At 66.2% G+C, this 19,423-nt stretch carries 7 protein-coding genes; 4 read left to right on the forward strand and 3 right to left on the reverse strand.

Translation table 11 applies throughout. The features are described from left to right. Positions 1 to 424 precede the first annotated feature (424 nt). Positions 425 to 11,455: an autotransporter-associated beta strand repeat-containing protein gene (locus EO139_RS09065; RefSeq protein WP_126970295.1), complete on the forward strand. Its 11,031-nt coding sequence runs from the start codon at positions 425 to 427 to the stop codon at positions 11,453 to 11,455. 209 nt (positions 11,456 to 11,664) lie between these two features. On the opposite strand, the gene EO139_RS09070 is transcribed toward EO139_RS09065, so the two are convergent. Continuing rightward, positions 11,665 to 14,463, reverse strand: coding sequence for a S8 family serine peptidase (locus tag EO139_RS09070; RefSeq protein WP_126970297.1), 2,799 nt, complete (start codon positions 14,461 to 14,463; stop codon positions 11,665 to 11,667). 1,009 nt (positions 14,464 to 15,472) lie between these two features. On the opposite strand from EO139_RS09070, the gene EO139_RS09075 reads away from it, so the two are divergent. Beyond that, positions 15,473 to 15,748, forward strand: coding sequence for a hypothetical protein (locus EO139_RS09075; protein WP_104648747.1), 276 nt, complete (start codon positions 15,473 to 15,475; stop codon positions 15,746 to 15,748). A gap of 87 nt (positions 15,749 to 15,835) precedes the next feature. Here EO139_RS09075 and EO139_RS09080 read toward each other — a convergent pair whose 3' ends face one another. Further along, positions 15,836 to 16,474 (reverse strand): carboxymuconolactone decarboxylase family protein, encoded by a 639-nt coding sequence (locus EO139_RS09080; RefSeq protein WP_126970299.1) that lies wholly within the window; start codon positions 16,472 to 16,474, stop codon positions 15,836 to 15,838. A 540-nt stretch (positions 16,475 to 17,014) separates the two neighbouring features. After that, positions 17,015 to 17,281, reverse strand: a complete 267-nt coding sequence (locus tag EO139_RS09085) for a hypothetical protein (RefSeq protein WP_206515132.1) — start codon at positions 17,279 to 17,281, stop codon at positions 17,015 to 17,017. A 270-nt stretch (positions 17,282 to 17,551) separates the two neighbouring features. Here EO139_RS09085 and EO139_RS09090 point away from each other — a divergent pair, with 270 nt between their 5' ends. Together EO139_RS09090 and EO139_RS09095 are read left to right on the forward strand one after the other, a co-directional pair. Then, positions 17,552 to 17,968, forward strand: a complete 417-nt coding sequence (locus tag EO139_RS09090; protein ID WP_126970488.1) for a hypothetical protein — start codon at positions 17,552 to 17,554, stop codon at positions 17,966 to 17,968. Next, complete coding sequence (locus tag EO139_RS09095; RefSeq protein WP_126970302.1) at positions 17,965 to 19,290, forward strand: sorbosone dehydrogenase family protein; 1,326 nt, start codon at positions 17,965 to 17,967, stop codon at positions 19,288 to 19,290. The genes EO139_RS09090 and EO139_RS09095 overlap by 4 nt, the downstream gene beginning before the upstream one ends. The last annotated feature ends 133 nt before the right edge of the window (positions 19,291 to 19,423 follow it).

The following is a 19,423-nucleotide window of genomic DNA, read 5'->3' on the forward strand; positions in this document are numbered from 1 at the left end:
AGCAGCTGGGTGGCCGCATCAAATCACCGTCAGGTATTCGGACTCTTCCAGGCATGGTTCGCTCCTTATGCGAGAAAATGCCTGTTTTTTAGCGATATGCAACCAGCCAGACGTGCGGTTACCGTCGCATGAGGCGGCTGGATAACGTTGGCGGGCACGAGCAAACCAATCGACAATTTCGACGTGCGTCGTGGGCAGTGTTGTGGTTAGTGATATTCAGCACAGTTTCAAGCATGGCGATTTTCTTATTAATCTCCCACTATTGCTCGCAGGGAGTGGTATTAAGCGCACTCATCCGCAAGACGATAAAAGCGGGCGCAGCTTTAATTGCTTTAAACCGACTCGACAGTAAATCAACTTTCTGCTGTTGGAGAGCGCGTGTGTGTGTGCGTGAGTCTCTGCACGGCGATACAGGGGGAATAAAATGAATCGTGCATTTGCGCTGGTCTGGAACGCAGCAATTGGCAATTGGGTCGTGACGCACGAACTGGTGCGTCGGCGGCGCAAGTCCGGGGCAACCCGCCGCAGTGTGCCGAGCCTTGTCGTCCTGGCGGTGGGAGTGGCCGCACCGATGCTGGCCTGGGGAGCATGCACGCCTGCGGTTCCTGCAGCGGGCGCAACCGTCACCTGCACCGGGCTGCCAATCACCAGCAATAGCTTCACAAGCGGCACCAACAACCTGACTGTCAACGTGGCGGCAGGCACGCAAATGACCGCCGGCTTGCTTGGCGGCACCGCCGTTGCGCTCAGCGGCACCAATTCCACCCTCAACAACAGCGGCACGATCGATCCATCCGTGCTTGGCCTGTTGTCGGTGCTGAGCACCGGCGTCACCATGGGCAATGCCAGTTCCACCGCGGTGACCGCCAACAATCTCGCCGGCGGCGCGATTTACGGCACCGGCGGCGTGCTTGGGGCCAACCTGCTCAATCTCGACGGTATGGCGCTCGGCATCACCTCGGCCAGCAATGGCGTCGTGCAGATCAACAACGCCGGCCTGATCGATAGCCGTGCGTTGTTGAACCTGTCGGTCCTGAGTGCGGATACGCCGGTGATTGCGGTCAGCGGCGGCGGTACCGTCAATGCGGTCAACACCGGCACCATCAACGGGCGCGTGGGCTTCCAGAGCTCGGCCACCGGTAACAGCTTCGTCAATTCCGGCACCATCAACGGCAGCGTGTCGTTGGGGGCAGGCAGCACCAATACCTTCACTGCGGTGACCGGTGGCAGCGTCAACAGCGGCGGCGGGCTGGCGCTCGAATTGCTTGGACCAGGCGGCTTGCTGAGCTTTGCGCAGACCGGTGTGGTGGATGGCGGTGCAGGCGGTACCAATACGCTGATCCTGCAGAATTCGGCCAGCGGAACCGGCAGCGGCAGCACCGGCGTAGGAACGCTCAGCACGGCGCAGTACATCAATTTCGGCAGCCTGCGCGTCAACAGCGGCACCTGGTCGGTGGGAGGCGCAAGCAACTTCGGCAGCAGCGCGCTCAATGGCGGCGTATTGCAGTTCGCCAATCCCGCGCAGCTGGGGACTGCCATCAGCGCCAACGGCGGTGCGCTGGAGGCAACAGCCGCCGGCCTGAGCCTGTCACCGGCCGCCGGCATCACGTTGGGCACCAGTGGCCTGACCTTGCAGGGCGCCAATGCGTTGACCGTGGCCAGCCCCATCAACGGCACCGGTGCGCTGACCAAGACCGGTACCGGTGCGCTGGTCCTGACCGGCACCAATACCTTCAGCGGCGGCGTCAACCTGCTCGGCGGGTCACTGACCGTGGGCACCAACAGCGCGTTGGGAACAGGCACCGTCAACGCATCTGCCGGCAGCGTACTTGCGAGTGCGGCCGTCAACCTGCCGAACGCGTTCGTGCTCAACAACGTCATCGGCATCGGCGGTGCCAGCAACCTGCGGCTCGGCGGTGGCGTCAGTGGCGCCGGAGCGCTGAACAAGATCGGCACCGGCACGCTGACCCTTGGCGGCAACAACACCTATGCCGGGGGCACGACGCTGGGTGCCGGGACGCTGCTGATCGAAACCAATACCGCGCTCGGAGCGGGCACGGTGACTGCCGCCGGTGGACAGCTGGAGACCAGCACTCCGCTGACCTTGGCCAACAATTTTGCACTGACCAATACGCTGGGTGTGGGCGCCAGCGGCAACACGCTCACGTTGACCGGCACGCTTGCCGGTGCCGGTGGCATCAACAAGACCGGCACCGGCACGCTCGCGCTCGGCGGTACCAACACCTTCACTGGCGGCACCACGCTGGCATCGGGCACCTTGCAACTGGGTACTGCTTCGGCACTGGGCACCGGTGCCTTGAATGTCACTGGCGCGTCCAACCTCAGCAGCAGTGCGCCATTGACGGTGGCCAACGGCATCAGCCTGGGCGGGCCGTTGAACTGGACCGGCGCGCAGGCGCTGACGTTGAGCGGTGCCGTCAACGGTGGCGGCAGCCTGATCAAGAGCGGCGCGGGCGACCTCACGCTGAGCGGCAACAACGCCTACACCGGCGGCACCACCCTGGGTACCGGGCGCCTGGTGGTGGGCGCGAACGCGGCACTGGGCACCGGCATATTGACCGCAAGCGGCGGCGAGCTGGATGCCACCGCAGCGGCAACCCTGGGCAACACGATCGCACTCACCGGCACCTTGGGCGTGGGCAGCAGCGGCAATGCCGTGAACCTGACCGGCGCCATCGGCGGCACCGGTGCGTTGACCAAGCTTGGCACCGGCACCCTGACCCTGGGCGGCCTGAACACCTATACCGGCGGCACCAACCTCAATGCCGGCACCTTGCAGGTGGCCAGCGGCACCGCACTGGGCACGGGTGCGTTGAACGTCACCGGCAATGCGGCCCTGCAAAACACGGCAGCCACCTCGCTGAGCAACGCGATCGCGTTGACCCCGGGTGCGTTGACACTCAGCGGGGCGCAGGCACTGACGCTGAGCGGCGCGGTCAGCGGGACCGGAAGCCTGGTCAAATCCGGCAGCGGCGATCTCACGCTGAGCGGCAACAATCTGTACAGCGGCGGCACCACGCTCAGCGCGGGCAAATTGACGGTGGGCAGCGACACCGCGCTCGGTGTCGGCGCGCTCAACGCGGCGGCTGGCACCACCCTGGACACTGCAACCGTCAGCACGCTGGCCAATGCCATTGCATTGGCGGGCCTGGTCGATGTGGGGGGCAGCAACGCGCTCACACTCAGCGGCGCCATCACCGGTGTGGGCAGCCTGGACAAGCTGGGTCCCGCCAGCCTGACCCTGGCCGGCAACAACAGCTATACCGGGGGGACGCGGCTGAGTGCAGGCAGCCTGGTCCTGGGCAGTGACACGGCCCTGGGGCTTGGCACCCTGACCGTCGGCGGCGGGCTGCTCGACAGCACCGCCGCACGCGTGCTCGCCAATAACGTCGCGCTGGAAGCGGATCTGCAACTCGGCGGCAGCCAGGATCTCGCCCTCACCGGCGCGGTCAGCGGCGTGGGTGGCGTCATCAAGGACGGCGCCGCTGCACTGACGCTGGCTGGACCCAACAGCTTTGCCGGTGGCGTGGATCTCAATGCAGGCGCCTTGCTGATCGGCAACGGCTCAGCACTGGGCACCGGTGTGCTGACCGCTGCCGATGGCACGCAGCTGCAGGCTACCGTCGCGACCACGATCGGCAACGACGTCGCCCTGAACGGTGCGCTCTCGCTCACCGGCAATACCGATCTGGGCGTCACCGGCATCGTCAGTGGCGCGGGCAGCCTGATCAAGCAGGGTGCCGGTGCGCTGACGCTCACCGGCAACAATCTCTACACCGGCGGTACCCTGGTCGACACCGGCACCCTGGTGGTCGGCAGCGATACTGCACTGGGCACCGGCGCGCTCACGGCTGCCGATGGCACGCAGCTCACTGCCAGCACTGCAGTGACCTTGCAGAACGCGGTCAACCTCACCGGTCAACTCGGTATCGATGGCCAGGACCTCACGCTCGATGGCGTGGTCGACGGCGCCGGCAGCCTGATCAAGGACGGCGCGCAAACGCTCACCCTCAATGGCAGCAATACCTGGGCCGGCGGCCTGCAGCTGCAGGGCGGCGCAGTGGTGGTCGGCACCGACACCGCGCTGGGGGTGGGCACGCTCAGCGCCGCAGACGGCACCACGCTGGATGCCGGCACTGCGGTGACACTGGGCAATGCGCTTGCCTTGAATGGCGCCCTCACGCTGCCAGGCACGCAGGACATCACGCTCAATGGCGTCGTCAGCGGGATCGGCAGCCTCGACAAGCAAGGCGCTGCCACGCTGACCCTGGCCAATGCCAATACCTTCAGCGGTGGCGTTGCGCTCGATGCCGGGCGTCTGGTGCTCGGCAACGACACTGCCTTGGGCGTGGGTACGCTGCTGGTCGGCGGTGCTGCCGAACTGGATGCCACCGCCGCATTGACGCTGGACAATACGCTGCAGTTGAACGATCAGCTCACGCTGATCGGCAGCAACGACCTGGGCTTGAACGGTGCCATCACCGGCACCGGCAGCCTGATCAAGAATGGCGCCACCACGGTATCGCTCAACGCCGGCAACAGCTATAGCGGTGGCACCACGTTGACGGCCGGCACCATCGCGGTCGGCGCCAACGGTGCACTCGGCACCGGCAGCCTGTCGGTCGTCGGCAATGCGGCGCTGAGCAATGCGATTGCAGTGGCATTGGGCAACGACATCGCGCTTGGCGCAGCACTCACCGTGGACAACGGTGCGGACATGCTGGTCAGCGGCGCCCTCAGCGGGACCGGCGAGTTGATCAAGACCGGCGCCGGCACCCTGACCTTGAACGGCAGCAACAGCTACACCGGCCCGCTGGCGATCCAGGCCGGCACGCTGGTGGCCAGCACGGCCGCGTCGCTCGGCAACGCCAGCAATGTCGATGTCGCTGCAGGGGCGGTGCTGAATCTCAGCACCGGTGGCCTGATCAGCGCGCTCAGCGGTGCCGGCAGCGTCACTACCGATGCCGGCGGCACGCTGCAGTTGGGGAGCGGCGATTTTGCCGGCAGCCTGGGCGGTGGCGGCAGTCTGGACAAGGTTGGCGCGGGCACGGTGCGCCTGCTCGGCAGCAGCGCGATTGGTGGTGCCACCCAGGTCAGCGGCGGCACCCTGGATGTGATCGGCAGCCTCGATACCAGCGCGTTGAACGTGGCGCTGGGCGGCAGCCTGACCGGCACCGGCACCACCGGCAGCGTGGCCAGCAACGTGACCATCGCCGACGGCGGCCGGCTGGCATTGAGCAGTGGCTCCTCGCTCAGCGTGGGTGGCCTGACCCTGGCGCCGGGTGCGTTTTTGGACGTCGCACTGGCAGCGCCGAGCACTACGCGGCTGCTCGCGGTCAACGGCGACCTCACCCTGGACGGCACGCTCAACATCACCGACCTCGGTGGGTTCGGCACGGGCGTGTATCGCCTGATCGACTACACCGGCCTGCTCACCAACAACGGCCTGGCGATCGGCCTGTTTCCGGGCAGCGTGGATCTCAGCCAGCTCGCGCTGCAGACCGCCATCGGCCAGCAACTGAACCTGGTGGTGACGGCGCCGGGCAGCATCGTGCAGTTCTGGGATGGGGTGCAGACCACGGCCAACGGCACTGTCGATGGCGGTGCAGCCACGTGGGGGGCGGCGACCAACTGGACCACCCAGGACGGCACTGCCAACAGCACCTGGCAAGGCGATTTCGCGGTCTTTGCCGGCAGCGCCGGCGCGGTGGGCGTGGCGGGCACGCAGGACATCGGCGGCCTGCAGTTCGTCACCGATGGCTATCAGTTGACCGACGCCGGCGCGGGTGGGCTGGCGGTGACGGCCCCGTTGACCGCGATCCGGGTGGATCCAGGTGCAACCGCCACCATCGATGTGGCGATCTCCGGCAGCGGTGGCGTGGAAAAACTCGACACCGGCACGCTGGTGCTCGATGCGGCCAACAGCTACACCGGCGGCACCGCACTCAGCGGAGGCACCCTGGTGCTGGGCGACGCGCAGGCACTTGGCAGCGGCGCGTTGACCGCCGCAACCGGTACCAGCCTCGATAGCAGCCAGGCATTGGCGCTCGGCAATGCGGTGGCGCTCACGGGTGCGCTCACCCTGGTCGGCAGCAACGACCTGAGCCTGTCCGGCCCGATCAGCGGTGCGGGCAGCCTGATCAAGAACGGCACTTCCACGCTCACGCTCGATGGTGCCAACAGCTACGTCGGCGGCAGCGTGTTGAACGCAGGCACCCTGGCGGTGGGCAGCGACACGGCGCTTGGCGTCGACAGCCTGTCGGTGCTGGGCAATGCCACCTTGAGCAATGCGATTGCGCTGGCATTGGGCAATAACGTCAACCTGGGCGCCGATCTGACCATTGCCAGCGCGGACGATCTGGCCTTGACCGGGGTGCTGAGTGGCGCGGGTGCCGTGACCAAGACGGGGCTGGGCACCCTGACCTTGTCCGGCGTCAACACGTTCACCGGCCCGGTGTCGGTGCAGGCCGGCGTGCTCGCCACCGCCGCCCCCGGCGCGTTAGGCAACACCAGCGCCGTGGACATCGCCGCGGGTGCCGGGCTGTCGCTCGGCAGCGATACGGCCTTGGGCGCGGTGACCGGGCAGGGCACTGTCGCGGTGTCGGGCGGTACGACGCTGCAGCTCGGCGCCAACAACGTCGGCAGTACCTTCGCCGGCAGCCTCAGCGATGCAGGCAATCTGGACAAGGTCGGCACCGGCACCTTGCAGCTCACCGGCACCAGCGCGCTCGGCGGCACCACCCAGGTCACCGCCGGCACGCTGGATGTGGATGGCACGCTGGCCAGTGCCGGCGGCCTGACCGTGGGCAGCGGGGGCAGCCTGAGCGGCAGCGGGGTGGTCGATGCGGCGGTCACGGTAAGTGACGGCGGCCGCCTGGTGGTGAGCAGTGGTGCAGTGTTGACCACCGGCAGCCTGAGCCTGGCTCCCAACGCCACGCTCGACGCGTTCCTGGGCGTCCCCAGCCAGACCGGCGTATTGGCGGTCAACGGTGATCTCACCCTGGACGGCACGCTCAACATCAACGACATCGGCGGGTTCGGCACCGGCGTGTATCGCCTGATCGACTACACCGGTGGGTTGACCGACAACGGGCTGGGCGTCGGCACGCTGCCCGGCAGCGTGGACCCGGCCCAGCTGACGCTGCAGACCGCGCTGGCCCAGCAGGTCAACGTGGTGCTGGCGTCGCCCGGCAGCAACGTGCAGTTCTGGGACGGTGCGCAGACGATCGCCAATGGCAGCATCGACGGTGGCGCAGGCATCTGGGCGGCCGGCCCCAGCAACTGGACCTCGATCGATGGGCTGAGCAACGGCAACTGGCAGAACAGTTTTGCCGTGTTCGCCGGTACCGCCGGCAACGTGGGCGTGCAGGGCACACAAGGCATCACCGGCATGCAGTTCGCCAGCGACGGGTATGTGCTGAGCGATGCCGGCGCCGGTGCAGTGAGCGCCAATGCGGCCACCACCATCATCCGGGTCGATCCCGGCGTCACCGGCACCATCGACGTCGGTATCGGCGGCACGGGCACGCTGCAGAAACTCGATACCGGCACGCTGGTGCTGGGCGCCGCCAATACCTACACCGGCGGCACCGCGCTCGGCGGCGGCACGCTGGTGCTGGGCGATGCGCAGGCACTGGGAACCGGCACCTTGACCGCAGCAGCCGGCACCAGCCTCGATACCGATCAGGCATTGGCCGTGGGCAACGCGGTGGTGCTCGACGGTGCGGTGACGCTGCTCGGCAGCAACGATCTGGCCCTGGCCGGCGCGATCAGCGGTGCCGGCGGCGTGATCAAGGCCGGCGCGTCCACGCTCACGCTCAGTGGCAACAACAGCTATACCGGCGGGACCGTGCTGAGCGATGGCACCTTGTCGATCGGCAGCAACACCGCGTTGGGCACCGGCACCTTGGCGGTGGTCGGCGATGCGGTGCTGACCAACCCTGTTGCCGCAGCGGTGGGCAATGCGCTCACCCTGGGCGCTGCGCTGCGCGTCGACAACCCGGCAGACCTCACGCTTGCCGGCGATATCAGTGGCAGCGGCGCGCTGATCAAGACCAACACCGGCACGCTGACACTGGACGGCAGCAATGGCTACAGCGGTGGCACCACGGTCAGTGCCGGCACCCTGGTTGGCGACAGCGCCAGCCTGCAGGGGGCCATCGTCGATAACGCGACGCTGGCATTCAACCAGCTGGCCGATGGCGTGTTCACCGGGTCGATCACCGGCACCGGCAGCGTGATCAAGGATGGCGCCGGCGCGTTGTTGCTCAACGGTGCAAACGGGTACACCGGCGGCACCACGATCGCGGCCGGCACCTTGATCGGCGACACCACCAGCCTGCAGGGCAATATCGCCAACAACGCGGCACTGGTGTTCAACCAGAACACGGCCGGCGTCTATGCCGGCACGCTCAGCGGCACCGGCTCATTGCAGAAGGCCGGCACCGGCGCGCTGCAACTGCTCGGGCCCAACACCTACACCGGCGGCACCGTGATCAGCGCCGGCAGCTTGATCGGCACCACCACCAGCCTGCAGGGCAACATCGTCGACAACGCCACGCTGGTGTTCGACCAGGCCACCGATGGTGTCTTCGCCGGTGCAGTCAGCGGCACAGGCAGCGTGGTCAAGCAGGGGGCAGGGGCGTTGACGCTTGCCGAGGCCAGCAGCTACAGCGGCGGCACTGCGCTTGCCAGCGGCGGCTTGGTGCTGGGCGATGCACAAGCACTGGGCACCGGGACGTTGACCGCCGCGATCGGCACCACGTTGGATACCGATCAGGCACTGACAGTCGCCAACGCGGTCGAGCTGACAGGTGCAGTCGCAGTTGCGGGCAGCAACGATCTCACCTTGACCGGTCCGGTGACCGGCACCGGCGGGTTGATCAAGAATGGTGCTTCCACGCTGACACTGGACGGCAGCAATAGCTACAGCGGTGGCACCACGGTCAATGCCGGCACCCTGGTCGGCGACAGCGCCAGCCTGCAGGGGGCCATCGTCGACAACGCGACGCTGGCATTCAACCAGCTGGCCGACGGCGTGTTCACCGGGTCGATCACCGGCACCGGCAGCGTGATCAAGGATGGCGCCGGCGCGTTGTTGCTCAACGGTGCGAATGGCTACACCGGCGGCACCACGATCACGGCCGGCACCTTGATCGGCGACACCACCAGCCTGCAGGGCGATATCGCCAACAACGCGGCACTGGTGTTCAACCAGAACACGGCCGGCGTGTATGCCGGCACGCTCAGCGGCACCGGCTCATTGCAGAAGGCCGGCACCGGCGCGCTGCAACTGCTCGGGCCCAACACCTACACCGGCGGCACCGTGATCAGCGCCGGCAGCTTGATCGGCAATACCACCAGCCTGCAGGGCAACATCGTGGACAACGCCACGCTGGTGTTCGATCAGGCCACCGATGGTGTCTTCGCCGGTGCAGTCAGCGGCACGGGCAGCGTGGTCAAGCAGGGGGCAGGGGCGTTGACGCTGGTGGCACCCAATACCTATAGCGGTGGCACCACCATCGCCAGCGGCAGCCTGATCGGCACCACCACCAGCCTGCAGGGCAACATCGTCGACAACGCGACACTGGTGTTCGACCAGGCCGGCGATGGCACGTTCGCCGGCAACGTCACCGGTAGCGGTACGTTGATCAAGAACGGTGCGGGTGCGTTGACGCTGGATGGTGTCAACGCCTATCTCGGTGGCACCACGATCAACGCCGGTACATTGATCGGCGATACCGACAGCCTGCAGGGCAACATTGCCAACAACAGCGCGCTGGTGTTCCAGCAAGCCAGCAATGGCACCTACGCGGGAATCCTGTCGGGCAGCGGCAGCCTGCTCAAGGATGGCGTGGGCACCTTGCTGGTCACTGCAAACAGCGGCGGCTTCACCGGGCCGATCACAGTTGCTGCGGGCACCCTGAGCGTAGGCAACCCGGCCAATCCGGGTGCCGCGTTGGGCGGGCCGGTCACGGTGGGCCCAGGCGGCACACTCACCGGCAGCGGCAGCGTCGGCGGCCTGAGCTCGGGCGGTACCGTGGCGATCGGTGGCGGCGTCGGCACCATCAGCGTCGGCGGCAATGCCACGCTCGGCAGCGGGTCCACCTTGCAGGTCACGCCGGGCGCAGGCGGCGCGGTCACACCCATCAGTGTGGGCGGTGCGGCCACGCTGGCACCGGGCAGCACCCTGCAACTGGTGCGTGCGACGGATCTGCCGTTGTTTACCGAGATTCCGGTCATCAACGCCGCTGGCGGGCTCACCGGGCAGTTCGGCAGTGTCGTCTCCGACTATGCCTTCGTTTCACCGAATGTCAGCGCCAGCGCCACCGCGCTGTCGGTGTCGTTCGGCCGCAACACCGAGGCCATGGTCGATGCGGTCACCGCGCCGAACGAGCAGGCTGCCGCAGCGGCCGTGGATGGCTTGCCAGCCACCAGCCCGGTCTACCAGGCGGTGGTGCGTCTGCCCGACGACCCGCAGGCGATCAGCACGGCGTTTGCCTCGTTGTCGGGCGAAAGCCATGCCAGCACGGCGACCGCCTTGCTGGATAGCCGCTTCCTGCAGAGCGGGGTCGGCAATCACCTGCGTGGCGACAGTCAGGATGCGCGCGTGGGTGACACCACGGTCTGGATCACCGGCCGTAGCCTGCCCAACCGCGTCGATGGCGATGCCAACGCCGCCTCGGTGCGACGCGAGGACAACGGCATCATGGCTGGTGCGGAACGGCGCATCGGCGAGCGCAGTGTGGTCGGTATCGCGGTCGGTAACCAGGACATCGAAACCCGCTCGCGCGAGTCCCTCGATCGTTCCGATATCGATGGCACCCATGCCGGCATCTACGGCCAGGCCGATTGGTCCGCGTTCGCTCTGCAGGCGTCGGTCGACTACGCGGACTACAGCGTGGACAGCAGCCGCCGGGTGATGCTGCCCGATGTGCTCGAAGAGCGGCTGACCAGCGATTACGACGCGAAGGCCATCACCGTGTCGATGGAAGCGGCATGGAACCTGCGCACCGGCAATGCTGTGTACAGCCCCTTCGTCGCGGCGGACTACACGCATCTGAAGACCGATGGTTTCAACGAGCGTGGCGGGGTTGCCGGGCTGTTGGTCGACAGTGCCAAGGACGAGTACACCACCAGCACGGTGGGTCTGCGCGGGCGCTGGCAGCTGGGTCCGGCCGCCGGGGTGTATGCCTCGGTCGGGTGGCGCCATGCGTTCGGCGACCGCGCCGTGCAGCGGTCGGCCGGTTTCATCGGCACCGGTTCGCAGTTCTCGGTGCAGAGCGTCACGCTGGCGAAGAACGCGGTGGTCGGCGAACTGGGCGTGAGCCTGATCACCTCGCCCAACAGCCGCATGGCGCTGTCGTTGCAAGGACTCAACGGCGATGGCCAGACCGCATACGGCGGCCAGGTCACCTGGGGCTGGAACTTCTGATGCACCGCAAACCAGAAAGCCCCGGCATTGCCGGGGCTTTTTTTTCGACACCAGCGCAGGCACGCCCATCGTCACGACTGCACCCGCACCTGCACCGGCAGGCAGGTGCGGGTCGGCTGCGCCGGCAACCGCACCCCGGGCGTAGCGCGTACCGATTTTGCACGCCAGCCACGCAGCCTTGCCGCTGCACCGCCAATTGCGGCCGGCGCTTAGAACTGCCAGCGCAGACCGACATTGGCATTGATGCTGTTGGCATCCGAACGACCGCGCTCGGCGCCCACGTTGCCGTAGATGGAGAAGGCATCGTTGAGCTGGTAACGCACGCCGACCGAGGCACGCGCCGACTGCTTGGACACCGGCTCGCCGGCCACGTTGAAGCGCGCTTCCGGCAGGCCGGTGAACCACGCGGTGAAATCAGAATTCGGGTTGCCGAGCAGCGAACGGTAGGCGATCAAGCCATCGAAGCCCCACTTGCCGCGCACCAGATGGCCGCGCACGCCCACCTCGCCGTAGCCGGCGCGCAGCGTATCGCTGTTGGCGCTCAACCCCAGGCCGGTGGCCGATGCCTCGCTGAAGGCATCCTGGGTCTGGCTGACCACGCCTGCGGCGATGAACGGCGACAGCCCTGCATGCGGCATCAGGCCGACTTCGGCGCGTAGCGACCAGTTGGTGTCGTGGCGGCGATCCTGCAGGCGCTCGCCGATGCTGCCGGCCTGCACCGTGCGTTCGGTGTCCACGTTGCTCATGCCGTAGGAACCGATCCCGGACACATAGGCCTGGCCGATCGGCTGATACAGGTACGCGGTCATCGCATAGCGGTCCGAGCGCAGGCGGCTGGCCGATGCGTCGATATGCGCACGATCCTGACCCGAACTCAGTGCCGCACCCACGATGGTGCCGGCGCTGCCCATCGGCAGATCCACACCGACGGTGGTGGCCTGCTGGGTGTAATCGGCCGAGTCGAACCCCTTGCCGCCCAATTCGCCGTCCAGATAGCTGCCCTGCATCCAGGTGGTCAGCGACCTGGTGTCGGCCAGATAGGGCAGGCGATCGGCCGCCACGCGCGCATCGTTGAGCGCGGACTGGAAGCCCAGCGTGCGCTCGATGCCGTGCACCTGACCGGCCAGGGTCGGCAGCGATGCGGCCACCTGCGCATCATTGGCGGCCAGCAGCGCGCCGGTGGCGCTGATCAGGCCGCCCAGGTTATCGGTATCGCCGGCGGCCACGCGCGTGTCCAGCACCTTGACCAGCGTATCGGCCTGGGTGGCACCGTTGACCACCGACTGCGGCGCACCGGCCGCCTGCGCGCTGGCAGCGGAGGCATTGCGGGTTAGCGTGGCGGTGACGGTGGTGGGGTCGTAGGCGAGCGAGGCGGTCCAGAAGAAGTTGTTGGCGTACTGCACGCGGTCGAAGCTGCCTTGCAGCGCGCCGGCCTTGACGATCCTTTCGCTGCTGCCGACGCTGTAGCCAGCCGCTTCCGGCAGCAACAGCAGGTTGCCCTTCAAGCTGGCCTGGCCGGTGACGGTCAGCCCCTTGCCCAATTCGATGGCGGTGGTGCCGGTGGTGTTGGCCAGGCTGTAGCCACCGTTGATGACACCGCCGCGCGACTCGAACGTGGCCGAGTTGAGCACGATGACGTCCGAGCGCAGGCTGCCGGACAGGGCGAGCACGCCGTCGCTGACGCTGGTGCCGCCGGTGTAGCTGTTGTTGCCGCTGAGCGTGAGCTTGCCGGCGCCGTTCTTGGTCAGGTTGCCGGCGCCGGAGATGTCGTTGCTGAAGGTGCTGTCGTAGCCGGACGTCACGTTGGCCGACCAGTTGTTGATGAACTGCGCCGGGCCCTTGATCGCCTTGGCCGCATTGACCAGGCCGAAGCCGTACAAGGCGTCCACGCCGGGGTCGCCCAGGTCGGTGGCGGTGGTCAGCAAGGTCTGCTGCAGGTTGGAGGCGCTCATCCACGGATACACACCGAGCACCTGCGCCGCGATGCCACTCACTGCGGCAGTGGAGAACGAGGTGCCGGCGATCTGGCCCTGCAGTTCGGTACCGGCCAGCGCCGGTGCGAAGTAGCTGCCCGGCGCCACCAGGCACCACTGCGCCGCGGCGCCGCAATGGTTGGAATAGCTGGTCAGGCCGGCGGCATTGCCGGCGCTGTCGATGTTGACCGCGCCCACGGCCAGCCAGTTGTTGCGCAGGCTGGCTTCCTGCACCGGCGTCGCTGCCGGGTAGGACGCTTCTGCCGCGCCGTCGTTGCCGGTGGCGGCCACGATCAACGCATCGGCCTGCACCAGCGGGGTCAGCGCGTACTTCCAGGCCAGGGCCGCATTCGCGCTGCTGGCCGCGTCCGCATACGAGGCACCGATCGACAGGTTGGCGATGCGCACGCCGGCAGCAGCCAGGTCCACCGCAGCGCTGCGGGTCTGCTGGGTGCCGCAGGAATTTTCGGCGCAGATACGCGCATAGAGCAGGTCCGCATCCGGGGCGATGCCGCCGGCGAAGCCGTCCTGCGCATTGCCCAGCACCAATGCCGAGATGACGGTGCCGTGGCCGCGCAGCGCGTTCGACGCCGATTCCGGTGTGCCGGGGCTGGCGGTGTAATCGGTGAACGCATCGACCTTGCCGCTGACCGGCGCGTAGCTGCCGTAGAGATTGTCGTCCAGCACGGCCAGCTTGACGCCCTGACCCTTGGCACCGGCCTGCTGCGCCAGATCTGCGTTGGTCGGCACCAGCAGGTTGCTGCCCAGGCCCTGGTAGCGGGCGGGCGCAGGTGCCGGCGTCGGGGCGGCCTTGGGCAGCGGATCGGCTGTAGGCGTTTCCGACGGCGTCGGGGTCGTGGGGGGCGTTGGCGCGGTCGGCGTGGTCGGCGTGGTGGGTGCAGGCGTCGACGGGGTCGGGGCGACCACCGTGGTCTGCGGCGGATCACTGCGGACATTGCCGCCACCGCCACCGCCGCCACAGGCGGTCAGGACAAGGCAGGAGGCGATGGTGGTTGCGAGTAGCGAGCGATTCATGGGTTGGTCGATTCCGGTAGTGGCGCGCCGCAACTGCAAAAAACCTAAAATTTGGCGCAGACGATTCCAGCACCGGCGATCGCCGGCGTGGCATATTGGTTTCACGCGTTATTCACTTTATCCGCCGCGAATCTGTCCCCTCAGATAAGCGCTCCGGATAACACGGTAATGCGCCAATGCATTCGACCGTGTGCTTGCGAGATTGTTTAACGGCGCTAGCGATAAACTCTAAAACCTGAACGGACAGTTGCTATTCAGAGAAAAACGCCACGCATAGGATTCAACGATCTAATCCATAGCTAAATTGGATTAAAATCCCGCTACCAAGCCCAACCGCAACGGAATGTCGGAGCGAACACAACAATAAGTGGTCACGAATCTCCGGGGGCGGCAATCCTAGATGCGATGCATGTCGCAAGTAATCAGGAAATCCGTCGAAGATGTCGGTGAATGACCCACACGTTGTAGCGGATTCGACTGTAAGTTAGCAATTCTGGCAGACTCTTCCGTAATGCGTTCGCCGGATTCTGGCCTATCGAAAATCGCCTCGGCGTTATATTCACTTCCTGCCGAAGAATCATTATATCCGCTCGATTTATACTGACCGAAAGTGAGCGGCCCCGGCCATTGTGCTTAATTCCTCGCATATTCCGCGAAAAAACGCGGGGGCGCAATCGATGAAGCAATGGATATGCAGTGTTCCTCCGGCGCTGGTACGTGTCGTTCTGAAACCGTCAAGCTGAATGCAGGGGGAATATTCAAGCCGGTATTTCCGGATTCGTACGCGAAATTCTGCATTCCCCTACACCAGGTTTTCAGCGGTCTTCAGCGCTTCGAGAGGGGCGCATCCACAAGTGGGGCGTGGCTACAGTGCCATCCCCGCACGGGCTGGCCGGTCTGGGCACATGCCCACGTTGGCAGTAAGCCGCTGTCGCAGCGCTAGCGTCTGCATAAATGGTTCAAGTTCCGCCGCCACCGAATTTGGGCATGGCAGCTATGCTCGAGTCCGATGAGTACCCACAGCACCGAAAGCATGTCAGCCGAAGGCACCGACCAGGGCCTGCCGTACCGCGTGGTCGCTCGGCAGCTCGGGCACCGGCGCATCGTCCTGGAGACCTTGCAGGTCTGTGGACATCCTGTTCCGCTGCCGACCGCGCCCACGTTCGGCTCGCTGCAGACCGCGCTGGAGATCGGCACCAGGCTGGCCGAGCAGTACATCGGCCAGTTGATTGTCAAGCAGGCCGGCGCAAGGTCTGCACTGGCGGCGGGCCCGGCGCCGCGTTAGCAGCGTGCGACCGGGTCGACCCGGCGCCGCCATCGGCAGCTGCGTGCGCAGCGGCAGCAGGCGCTGCGCACGCAGCGTGCCGCAAGCTCACTGCGCCCTAGCTTTGGCCAGCGCCGCCTTGGCGCGCGTGCCCGCGGCCGCACCGACGCGCTTGTCCAGCACCTGGGCCAGCGCGTGCAGCTGCGCCTCGGTCACGCCGATGTTCAAGCCGATCTTCAGGTGCGACTGCAGTTGCGCCTCCACGCCTTCCAGGGCGGCGAGCACGCTGATCGTGGCCAGTTCACGGCTCACCCAGTCCAGGTTGTCGCGGGCAAAGATGTCGCCGAACAGATGCGTCTTGAGGTATTGGTCGATTGCCGGCGCAAACACGAACAACGGCCCGGTCACCGGCGCGCCGGTCAGGCGGGTCTGGTTGGCGGTGCCCAGTGCGAGCAGCGCATCGCCGCTCGGTACCGGGCCAGGGTCGTGTCCCGGCGCATCGGCGATGCCGCGCAGCTTGCGTGCATCGGTGACCTGCATCAACGCGGCCAGTGCATTGAGGCTGCGTGGAAAGCCGGCGTAGGCATACAGCTGGACCAAGAGTTCCTTGCAGTCGCCGATGCTCATGCCTGCATCAAGGCCCGCCTCCACTGCAGTGTTCAAGCGCTCGATGTCGCCAGTGGCCGCAAACGCGGCAATCGGTGCAATGGCCTGCTGCCTTGGCGACAAGGTGGCGTGGGGCGTCATGGACGTGATCTCCGAAGGATGTGCTGCCGTGGGGGAGGGGCAACAGAGAGCTAAGGCAGCTGCGCTCCACACCAGCGCAGCCGTGGACAGGAGAGAGCGACGCAGCGTGCTCGCACATGGCATCGCATCCCTCCACCGATCTAGGGGCAAGGCAGCGCGAATCCAAGCATCCGACGCCAAACCGTCCGGCGTAAAGAGCGCCTTGGCGATGCAAACATCACGCCGAATCGAACGCATCCCGGTTGCGCGTTTCATCGCTGTTGCCTTGCCATGGATGCCGGCAGCCAGCATGAGGCCGATGCAACGCCGCGCCATTCATCCAGCTTGCATGATCCTATGAGCGGTGCTCATCACTGCAGACCCGCATCGGACTTCAAACCATCCTGAAAGCCTGCTGCCGATACTGCATGTAGGCGGCACAGGGTTGACCGGATGCGCGCTCGATCGGGTGGGTCGGCACGCTTTAGTTGGAATCGCTGTAGCGAAATTGCGTGCCCGGATCGACTCCCGGTGGCAGATCCTTGAAGTCGTTTGTCACGCTCAGCGCGTCGGTGTCTTCCCCTCGTGCCGCACGCGAGGTAGTGCGGCATCGGGCTGCATCGCCTCCCGATTCCCGACATCGGTCATTGCGTAGGTCTGGCGCACTACGACCTCGTTCCCGCAGGTGACCAGCACGACATCGCCTGGCCGATGGCCGTCGAAGAAGATACCGGCCTCACGCGCCAGCGCGGCGACCGTACGCGTCGTGGCCGCGGTGTCGGTCGTGCTGGCCGTGCCGGCCATGGTCGACGCGGTTGCCAGCAACATCATTGCGACTGCTTTCCTCTGCCTGCTCCTTCAGTGGATGGAGCCCAGCGTAGGGAGCGGCCTGGAGCACACATAGGGTTCCATGACCTACGTTCTACGACCTACGGTCGCGCCGGCGATCCAGGAGTTGCTCGGCGGGATGAGTGGTCTAGGCTTCCGACTTTTTTCGGTGCGGTCCATCGCACAGAAAAGACCCAGCATCACCGCGCTCATCACGTGGCAGCTGGCAGCATCGGGGCACGTTTTACCAACGCTCCCAATGAGTCCGCCATGAATTCCACTGCCATGCCTGCCCGATCCTGGGCCATCCATCCGTTCCACGCAGCCGTGCTCGGCGGTGTGTGGCCGCTATTTCTCGGTACCTTGCTGAGCGACTACGCGTACTGGAGCAGCCATCAGATCCAGTGGGCCAATTTCGCCGCATGGCTGCTGATCGGTGCGATGGTGTTGACGACCATCGCGCTCCTGTGTGCGATCGTCGGCTTCGTTCGCGGAAGCCGCAACGTGATCTATGTGATCGCGCTCGGCGCCGCATGGATCGTCGGCTTCTTCGACGCCTTGCATCATGCGCGCGACGCCTGGGCGATCATGCCGGCGGCGTTGGCGCTTTCGTTGATCGCGACCGCGTTCGCGCTGGTTGCAACCTGGTCGGGGCTGTCCAGCCTGCGCGTGGGAGGTGCCCGATGAAGCGTCATACCCTGACTATCCTGTCGGTTTCCGTTCTCGCTACTGCGCTTGCATCCTGCGGCAAGGCCCCCGAGCTCGCGCAACATGGCGCCAGCCCCGAACTGCCAGCACCGGATCGTGGCCTGTTGCCCGACATGACCATCGCCGAGCCGACTGCCTGGGGTGATCGCAAGCCCACCGTGCCTGCGGGTTACCGCATCGCCGCGATCGCCACCGGGCTGGGCATTCCACGCCAGACGCTGGTGTTGCCCAACGGCGATATCCTGGTTGCCGAAGGCCGCGGCGGCAGCGCACCCAATCTCAAGCCCAAGGACGTGATTGCCGGAGCGATCAAGGCCAAGGGCAACACCTCGGTCAAGAGCGGCAACCGCCTGACCTTGCTGCGCGATGCCGATGGTGACGGCACGTATGAACTGAAGACCGTCTTTGCCGACAAGCTCAATGCACCCTACGGGCTGGCACTGATCGGCAACGCACTTTATGTGGCAAATCAGGACGCACTGGTACGCTTCGACTATCAGCAGGGGCAGACCAAGGCCAGCGCTGCGCCCAGCAAGGTCACCGACTTGCCGTCGGCCATCAACCACCACTGGACCAAGGCCCTGACCGCCAGTGCGGATGGACGCTATCTGTATGTTGCGATCGGCTCCAACAGCAACATCACCGAGCGCGGCATGATTGCCGAGGTCGACCGCGCCCAGGTCTGGCAGGTGGATCCGGCAACCGGCGCCCACAAGAGCTATGCCACCGGCTTGCGCAATCCCACTGCATTGGCGATACAGCCCGGTAGCGGCGCATTGTGGGCGGTGGTCAACGAGCGTGACGAGATCGGTCCGAATCTGGTGCCCGACTACCTCACCTCGGTGCGCGAAGGCGGTTTCTACGGCTGGCCCTACAGCTACTGGGGCAAGAACGTCGACACGCGGGTCATGCCGCAGGATCCGCAGAAGGTTGCGTCGGCCATCGTGCCCGATTACGCGCTGGGCTCGCATGTCGCCGCACTCGGTGTGGCGTTCTCGTCGACCGCGATGGGGACGCAGTTTGCCGACGGCGTGTTCGTCGGCGAACACGGCAGCTGGAATCGCGACCCGCCAGTGGGCTACAAGGTGGTGTTCGTACCATTCCGCGATGGCCGCCCCGCGGGCAACCCGATCGACTTCGTCTCCGGCTTCCATGGCGACGATGGTCTGACCCGCGGCCGTCCGGTCGGCGTGACGCTCGACCCGCGGGGTGCATTGATCGTTGCGGACGATCTGGCCAATACGATCTGGCGCGTGACGCCGGATGCGGCGCCTGTGTCGCCACAACCGGCAGCGCAATAAGTCTGCCTGCATGCCCGGTTCCGCAAGGGACCGGGCGGCGCGTGGTGCTTGCGCGCGCCAACGGCGCACTGGGGCAGGGATGACCTGTCTCTCGGCAACGGCGAAACAACCGTCCAGAGATACACATCTACAA

The sequence above is a fragment of the Xanthomonas sp. BRIP62411 genome, assembly GCF_003993525.1.
In the GTDB taxonomy this organism is placed as follows: domain Bacteria; phylum Pseudomonadota; class Gammaproteobacteria; order Xanthomonadales; family Xanthomonadaceae; genus Xanthomonas; species Xanthomonas euroxanthea.

What these genes read in the sequence shown, in the direction of transcription:
- EO139_RS09080 (WP_126970299.1), bottom strand. Translation starts at nt 16,474, where the DNA reads ATGACGCCCCACGCCACCTTGTCGCCAAGGCAGCAGGCCATTGCACCG.
- EO139_RS09085 (WP_206515132.1), bottom strand. Translation starts at nt 17,281, where the DNA reads ATGTTGCTGGCAACCGCGTCGACCATGGCCGGCACGGCCAGCACGACC.
- EO139_RS09065 (WP_126970295.1), top strand. Translation starts at nt 425, where the DNA reads ATGAATCGTGCATTTGCGCTGGTCTGGAACGCAGCAATTGGCAATTGG.
- EO139_RS09075 (WP_104648747.1), top strand. Translation starts at nt 15,473, where the DNA reads ATGAGTACCCACAGCACCGAAAGCATGTCAGCCGAAGGCACCGACCAG.
- EO139_RS09095 (WP_126970302.1), top strand. Translation starts at nt 17,965, where the DNA reads ATGAAGCGTCATACCCTGACTATCCTGTCGGTTTCCGTTCTCGCTACT.
- EO139_RS09070 (WP_126970297.1), bottom strand. Translation starts at nt 14,463, where the DNA reads ATGAATCGCTCGCTACTCGCAACCACCATCGCCTCCTGCCTTGTCCTG.
- EO139_RS09090 (WP_126970488.1), top strand. Translation starts at nt 17,552, where the DNA reads ATGAATTCCACTGCCATGCCTGCCCGATCCTGGGCCATCCATCCGTTC.